The sequence below is a fragment of the uncultured Cyclobacterium sp. genome (assembly GCF_963976465.1).
GTDB lineage: Bacteria > Bacteroidota > Bacteroidia > Cytophagales > Cyclobacteriaceae > Cyclobacterium.
This window is the reverse complement of sequence record NZ_CAXBOC010000669.1, coordinates 1-2,273: the sequence shown is the minus strand read 5'-3', so window position 1 is coordinate 2,273 and position 2,273 is coordinate 1. Positions and strand designations below refer to the sequence as shown.

2 protein-coding genes are annotated in these 2,273 nt (G+C 41.9%); both read left to right on the top strand.

Annotation, left to right across the window (positions count from 1 at the left end; genetic code table 11):
• A partial coding sequence (locus AAC037_RS23665; protein ID WP_339906104.1) for an efflux RND transporter permease subunit occupies positions 1 to 529 on the top strand: 529 nt, incomplete at its 5' end.
• 29 nt (positions 530 to 558) lie between these two features.
• The coding region (locus AAC037_RS23660; protein ID WP_339906103.1) for an efflux RND transporter permease subunit at positions 559 to 2,273 on the top strand (1,715 nt) is incomplete at its 3' end.

Genomic DNA, 2,273 nt, shown 5'->3' with positions numbered 1-2,273 from the left:
GGATATAGTCATTAAAGCTTTAGGAAATGGCCAATTTCTTCGGTTAAAAGATGTGGCAGATGTTGAAATGGATGCCCAAGGCTATTCTGTGATGTCGTATACCAATGGAAAACCCGGTGTAAGTATGGCTGTATACCAAACACCCGGTTCGAATGCGCAAGAAATCATAGACAATGTAAAAGCGTCCTTGAATGATATGGAACCTAGGTTTCCCAAAGGATTGTCAATTTTCATAAATTTTGATACCAATGATTTTCTTAACGCTTCTATCGCTAAAGTCACCACCACTTTGATCGAAGCATTTATATTGGTTTTTATCGTGGTATTTATTTTCCTTCAGGATTTTAGGTCCACCTTAATACCTGCTATTTCTGTTCCTGTTTCCATTGTTGGGACTTTCTTTTTCCTAAATGTTTTGGGTTATTCGGTTAACCTATTGACACTATTTGCATTGGTGTTGGCCATAGGAATAGTGGTGGATGATGCGATCGTGGTAGTGGAAGCCGTCCATGCTAAAATGGAGGCGTAAAAAATGCCAAGAAGGCTACTCATAAAGCAATGGAAGAAATTACCGGTGCCATTATTTCAATTACCTTGGTAATGGGAGCTGTATTTATTCCTGTTACCTTTATTACCGGTCCTACAGGTGTCTTTTATGAGCAATTTGGGGTTACTTTAATGTTGGCCATTGCTATTTCCGCAGTAAATGCTTTGACCTTAAGTCCGGCTCTTTGTGCTATATTACTAAAACCACACACTGAAGAGCAAGGTAAGAAACCCGGTTTAGTCAAGCGTTTTTTCAACGGTTTCAATACAGCATTTGAAATCACTACAGCAAGGTATGTGGGGGCATTAAAATTTTTGTACCGCTTCAAATGGATTACGGGAGTAATCATTTTTGGTTCGTTTGGTGCTATTTTTTGGGCAGCTGAAAATACACCTACCGGTTTTGTACCGGATGAAGACAGGGGGCTGATATTTACAGATATAGTGCTACCTGAAGGCGCTTCCTTGGATAGGACCGTTGCTGTCACTGATGAACTGATGCAATCCATTGAAAACCTACCTGGAGTGGAAGGTGGTTCGATGGTCAATGGTTTTAGTTTAATTTCAGGAGAAGGAAGCAATTTTGGGTTAGGCTTTATTCGTTTGAAACCTTGGGAGGAAAGAGGTGCTGATTCTTTGTCTGCCCAAGCCCTAATAGGTAAGATGTTTGGTATTGCAGCGGGGATTCCCGGTGCAAAAATATTGTTCTTTGCACCCCCAAGTATACCAGGCTTTGGTGTTTCTTCTGGGTTTGAATTGAAGTTTTTAGACCAATCCGGAGGTAGCTTTAATGAATTGGACATTGAGGTTAAGAAATACATGGGTAAGTTGATGGAAAGGCCGGAAATCCAATATGCACAAACCGCATTCAGTACAGGTTATCCTCAATATGAGATGGTACTTAACATTCCTAAAGCGAAAGAAGCAGGGGTAAGTGTAAGTAGCATATTGGGTACCCTTCAGGGGTATATTGGAAGTATTTACGCTGCAGATTTCTCTAAGTTTGGTAAGCAATACAGGGTTTATGTGCAGGCACTGCCTCAAGATCGGGCCGAAGTGGATGACCTGAATTCATTGTTTGTCCGGAATAAACAAGGGGAGATGGCTCCTATTTCTGAATTCCTTTCACTTAAGCGGGTCTATGGTCCCCAGGCAGTTACCCGATTTAACTTATTTAACTCGGTTTCCATCAACGGTGCTGCGGCTCCCGGATACAGTACGGGTGATGCCATCAAGGCCATACAAGAAGTCAACGCAACCGAATTGCCGAGAAATTTTGCCGTGGATTATTCCGGTTTGACTAGAGAGGAAATCAATGCCAGTAGTCAAACCACCTTTATTATTCTGCTAAGCATACTCTTTGTGTACTTTATTTTAGCTGCTCAATATGAGAGTTACCTTATTCCATTGGCGGTTTTATTGTCCTTGCCAGTTGGGGTAATGGGGGCATATTTAACTACCTATTTCCTTGGATTGGAGGCCAATATTTACTTTCAAATTGCCATGGTTATGCTTATTGGACTTTTGGCAAAAAATGCGATTTTGATTATAGAGTTTGCCATGCAGCGCAGGGCAGGGGGAGCCAGTATTACTGAGGCTGCTTTTGAAGGGGCCAAAGTACGGTTAAGACCTATACTCATGACTTCTTTTGCTTTTATCATCGGCTTGTTGCCTTTAGCCTTTGCCAATGGCATTGGAGCTGCGGGTAACCGGTCTATTGGCTCAGG